General features: G+C 50.1%; 2 tRNA genes and 3 rRNA genes. All 5 read left to right on the top strand.

Annotation, left to right across the window (positions count from 1 at the left end):
• The first annotated feature begins 318 nt into the window (after positions 1 to 318).
• Positions 319 to 1849: ribosomal RNA gene (locus AC07V8_RS25705) — 16S ribosomal RNA — on the top strand.
• A gap of 123 nt (positions 1850 to 1972) precedes the next feature.
• Positions 1973 to 2049 (top strand) — tRNA-Ile (locus tag AC07V8_RS25700).
• Positions 2050 to 2057: 8 nt separating this feature from the next.
• Positions 2058 to 2133, top strand: a tRNA-Ala gene (locus tag AC07V8_RS25695).
• A gap of 334 nt (positions 2134 to 2467) precedes the next feature.
• Positions 2468 to 5340 (top strand): 23S ribosomal RNA (locus tag AC07V8_RS25690).
• 193 nt (positions 5341 to 5533) lie between these two features.
• Positions 5534 to 5646, top strand: a 5S ribosomal RNA gene (gene rrf, locus AC07V8_RS25685).
• Together the 16S, 23S and 5S rRNA genes with 2 tRNA genes alongside form the textbook arrangement of a ribosomal RNA operon.
• Positions 5647 to 5698 lie beyond the last annotated feature (52 nt).

The following is a 5698-nucleotide window of genomic DNA, read 5'->3' as shown; positions in this document are numbered from 1 at the left end:
AGTAAAAAAGTAGTTGACGAAAAACTTGAAACGCTACATAATCTCATCTCTCTGCTGCTGACAAACAAAACGATTTGACAGCGACGCGAACCGGTAAGACGGTGACGCGAAGTAGAAGGTTCTTTAACAATTAACAGTCGATAAGTGTGGGCGTTTGATGGAAGTGCAGCGCTGCTGATGTAAATCAGGAGCGTATAACTTAAAACATTAAATGTTCACAAAAGAAGAAAATAGGCGCTTTTGAAAGAAAGTGGCCTGTCAGTATTTTGAGTGAGCGATAGCAGAGATGCTAGGCAGCAATGCCACAAAACAGAGATTGAACTGAAGAGTTTGATCCTGGCTCAGATTGAACGCTGGCGGCATGCCTTACACATGCAAGTCGAACGGTAACAGGGAGCTTGCTCCGCTGACGAGTGGCGAACGGGTGAGTAATATATCGGAACGTACCTTTGAGTGGGGGATAACTAGTCGAAAGATTAGCTAATACCGCATACGATCTACGGATGAAAGTGGGGGATCGCAAGACCTCATGCTCATAGAGCGGCCGATATCTGATTAGCTAGTTGGTGAGGTAAAGGCTCACCAAGGCTTCGATCAGTAGCTGGTCTGAGAGGACGACCAGCCACACTGGGACTGAGACACGGCCCAGACTCCTACGGGAGGCAGCAGTGGGGAATTTTGGACAATGGGGGCAACCCTGATCCAGCAATGCCGCGTGAGTGAAGAAGGCCTTCGGGTTGTAAAGCTCTTTTGTCAGGGAAGAAACGGGGATTCCTAATACGAATCCCTAATGACGGTACCTGAAGAATAAGCACCGGCTAACTACGTGCCAGCAGCCGCGGTAATACGTAGGGTGCAAGCGTTAATCGGAATTACTGGGCGTAAAGCGTGCGCAGGCGGTTATGTAAGACAGGTGTGAAATCCCCGGGCTTAACCTGGGAATGGCATTTGTGACTGCATAGCTAGAGTGTGTCAGAGGGGGGTAGAATTCCACGTGTAGCAGTGAAATGCGTAGAGATGTGGAGGAATACCGATGGCGAAGGCAGCCCCCTGGGATAACACTGACGCTCATGCACGAAAGCGTGGGGAGCAAACAGGATTAGATACCCTGGTAGTCCACGCCCTAAACGATGTCTACTAGTTGTCGGGTCTTAATTGACTTGGTAACGCAGCTAACGCGTGAAGTAGACCGCCTGGGGAGTACGGTCGCAAGATTAAAACTCAAAGGAATTGACGGGGACCCGCACAAGCGGTGGATGATGTGGATTAATTCGATGCAACGCGAAAAACCTTACCTACCCTTGACATGTACAGAATCCCGAAGAGATTTGGGAGTGTTCGAAAGAAAACTGTAACACAGGTGCTGCATGGCTGTCGTCAGCTCGTGTCGTGAGATGTTGGGTTAAGTCCCGCAACGAGCGCAACCCTTGTCATTAGTTGCTACGAAAGGGCACTCTAATGAGACTGCCGGTGACAAACCGGAGGAAGGTGGGGATGACGTCAAGTCCTCATGGCCCTTATGGGTAGGGCTTCACACGTCATACAATGGTACATACAGAGGGCCGCCAACCCGCGAGGGGGAGCTAATCCCAGAAAGTGTATCGTAGTCCGGATTGTAGTCTGCAACTCGACTACATGAAGTTGGAATCGCTAGTAATCGCGGATCAGCATGTCGCGGTGAATACGTTCCCGGGTCTTGTACACACCGCCCGTCACACCATGGGAGCGGGTTTTACCAGAAGTAGGTAGCCTAACCGTAAGGAGGGCGCTTACCACGGTAGGATTCGTGACTGGGGTGAAGTCGTAACAAGGTAGCCGTATCGGAAGGTGCGGCTGGATCACCTCCTTTCTAGAGTTTGCATGAAAGTTAAGCGTCCACACTTATCGTCTGTTAATAAAGAAGAACAGGTATCGGTCAAAGGCTGCGGCGTGAAAGCGCTGAAGTTGATGGTAGGCTCGTACTGATCCAAGCGGGTCTGTAGCTCAGTTGGTTAGAGCACCGTGTTGATAACGCGGGGGTCGTTGGTTCGAGCCCAACCAGACCCACCACAAGTTTCGGGGGTTTAGCTCAGCTGGGAGAGCACCTGCTTTGCAAGCAGGGGGTCGTCGGTTCGATCCCGTCAACCTCCACCAAGTTTCCTTGGTGAGAAGAAGCAAGAAATATCAAACCTAAGTCGGCGCAAATAGCGCGCTGGGATTTAGGTTTGGTCTTTTTAAGATCATTGGTTTTACCGTTCTTTAACAATCTAGAAGAAGTAGTAAAGATTCGTCAGCAGACAAGACATTGTTTGTTGATGGGTATGATTGTATCAAATCAAAAAGTATGTAAAGAGTTCTCAAAAGACTCCATGGGCGCAAGCTGCATGGAGAATGCGATAACACTTTGGATACGGCAAACGCTAAACTCATAGAAATACCTCTATAACCGCTTTTTAGCTGTGAACGCAGCTAGAGGCTAAAGTTATAGGGACAAGTGAATAAGTGCACATGGTGGATGCCTTGGCGATATCAGGCGATGAAGGACGTAGTAGCTTGCGATAAGCTGCGGGGAGCTAGCAAACAAGCTTTGATCCGCAGATTTCCGAATGGGGAAACCCGGCCCTAGTGGTCATTGCACACTGAATACATAGGTGTGTAAAGCGAACGCGGCGAACTGAAACATCTAAGTAGCTGCAGGAAAAGAAATCAACCGAGATTCCCAAAGTAGTGGCGAGCGAAATGGGAACAGCCGCAAGTTTTAGCAGTGGACATAGTAGAACGACTTGGAAACGTCGGCCATAGAGGGTGATAGCCCCTTATACGAAATGATCATTGTGGAACTAAGCTTGCAACAAGTAGGGCGGGACACGTGTAATCCTGTCTGAACATGGGGGGACCATCCTCCAAGGCTAAATACTCGATATCGACCGATAGTGAACCAGTACCGTGAGGGAAAGGCGAAAAGAACCCCGGAAGGGGAGTGAAATAGATCCTGAAACCGTGTGCATACAAACAGTAGGAGCGGACTTGTTCCGTGACTGCGTACCTTTTGTATAATGGGTCAGCGACTTACATTCAGTGGCAAGCTTAACCGTATAGGGAAGGCGTAGAGAAATCGAGTCCGAATAGGGCGTTCAGTCGCTGGGTGTAGACCCGAAACCAAGTGATCTACTCATGGCCAGGATGAAGGTGCGGTAACACGCACTGGAGGTCCGAACCCACTAATGTTGAAAAATTAGGGGATGAGCTGTGGGTAGGGGTGAAAGGCTAAACAAACTTGGAAATAGCTGGTTCTCTCCGAAAACTATTTAGGTAGTGCCTCAAGTATCACCATCGGGGGTAGAGCACTGTTATGGCTAGGGGGTCATCGAGACTTACCAAACCATTGCAAACTCCGAATACCGATGAGTGCGAGCTTGGGAGACAGACGCCGGGTGCTAACGTCCGACGTCAAGAGGGAAACAACCCAGACCGCCAGCTAAGGTCCCAAAGATTGGCTAAGTGGCAAACGAAGTGGGAAGGCTAAAACAGTCAGGAGGTTGGCTTAGAAGCAGCCATCCTTTAAAGAAAGCGTAATAGCTCACTGATCGAGTCGTCCTGCGCGGAAGATGTAACGGGGCTAAGCCAGTCACCGAAGCTGCGGATATCCGTAAGGATATGGTAGGAGAGCGTTCTGTAAGCCTGCGAAGGTGTCTTGTAAAGGATGCTGGAGGTATCAGAAGTGCGAATGCTGACATGAGTAGCGATAATGGGGGTGAAAAGCCCCCACGCCGTAAGCCCAAGGTTTCCTGTTCAACGTTCATCGGAGCAGGGTGAGTCGGCCCCTAAGGCGAGGCAGAGATGCGTAGCTGATGGGAAGCAGGTTAATATTCCTGCACCGTCGTTAGATGCGATGGGGGGACGGATCGCGGAAGGTTGTCCGGGTGTTGGAAGTCCCGGTTCCTATATCAGAGAAGGCTGTTAGGCAAATCCGGCAGCGTAATTCAAGGGTATGGGACGAGCCAATTTATTGGTGAAGCAATCGGAAGTGGTTCCAAGAAAAGCCTCTAAGCTTCAGTCTAACGAGACCGTACCGCAAACCGACACAGGTGGGCGAGATGAGTATTCTAAGGCGCTTGAGAGAACTCGGGAGAAGGAACTCGGCAAATTTGTACCGTAACTTCGGGATAAGGTACGCCCCGGTAGTTTGACTGGCCTGCGCCAGAAGGACGAAAGGGCTGCAATAAAAAGGTGGCTGCGACTGTTTAATAAAAACACAGCACTCTGCAAACACGAAAGTGGACGTATAGGGTGTGACGCCTGCCCGGTGCTGGAAGATTAAATGATGGGGTGCAAGCTCTTGATTGAAGTCCCAGTAAACGGCGGCCGTAACTATAACGGTCCTAAGGTAGCGAAATTCCTTGTCGGGTAAGTTCCGACCTGCACGAATGGCGTAACGATGGCCACACTGTCTCCTCCCGAGACTCAGCGAAGTTGAAATGTTTGTGATGATGCAATCTACCCGCGGCTAGACGGAAAGACCCCATGAACCTTTACTGTAGCTTTGCATTGGACTTTGAACCAATCTGTGTAGGATAGGTGGGAGGCTTTGAAGCGGGGACGCTAGTTCTCGTGGAGCCAACCTTGAAATACCACCCTGGTTTGTTTGAGGTTCTAACCTTGGTCCGTTATCCGGATCGGGGACAGTGCATGGTAGGCAGTTTGACTGGGGCGGTCTCCTCCCAAAGTGTAACGGAGGAGTTCGAAGGTACGCTAGGTACGGTCGGACATCGTGCTAATAGTGCAATGGCATAAGCGTGCTTAACTGCGAGACTGACAAGTCGAGCAGGTACGAAAGTAGGACATAGTGATCCGGTGGTTCTGTATGGAAGGGCCATCGCTCAACGGATAAAAGGTACTCTGGGGATAACAGGCTGATTCCTCCCAAGAGTTCATATCGACGGGGGAGTTTGGCACCTCGATGTCGGCTCATCACATCCTGGGGCTGTAGCCGGTCCCAAGGGTATGGCTGTTCGCCATTTAAAGTGGTACGTGAGCTGGGTTTAAAACGTCGTGAGACAGTTTGGTCCCTATCTGCCGTGGGCGTTGGAAATTTGAAGGGGGCTGCTCCTAGTACGAGAGGACCGGAGTGGACGAACCTCTGGTGTACCGGTTGTCACGCCAGTGGCATTGCCGGGTAGCTAAGTTCGGAAGAGATAACCGCTGAAAGCATCTAAGCGGGAAACTTGCCTTAAGATGATATTTCCCGGGAACTAGATTCCCCTAAAGGGTCGTTCGAGACCAGGACGTTGATAGGTCAGGTGTGGAAGCGTAGTAATACGTTAAGCTAACTGATACTAATTGCCCGTGAGGCTTGTCCCTATAACCTTAGCAGGTTATATGATGAGCTTTTTTGTTTGCCTAGGTGACTATCCTCAACAGATAGCAACACCGTTTGGACATTCATACCCAACCGGGCTCACCCACCCTAGTGAGCTCGGTATAAAAAACTACTTCTTCTAGATTGCGTTGTTTGTTGCTCCAACTGGAGAACAAGCAGCGGTTACAAGTTATGCCTGATGACCATAGCGAGTTGGTACCACCCCTTCCCATCCCGAACAGGACCGTGAAACGACTTTGCGCCGATGATAGTGCTGCAACCAGTGTGAAAGTAGGTCATCGTCAGGCTTTTATTAAAAAACCCTCTGCATCTCATCGTGCAGAGGGTTTTTGCTTTGCG

Source organism: Collimonas sp. GW821-FHT02H07, assembly GCF_059421505.1.
Note: the sequence above shows the minus strand (reverse complement) of the source record. Positions and strands in the feature narration are given on the sequence as shown.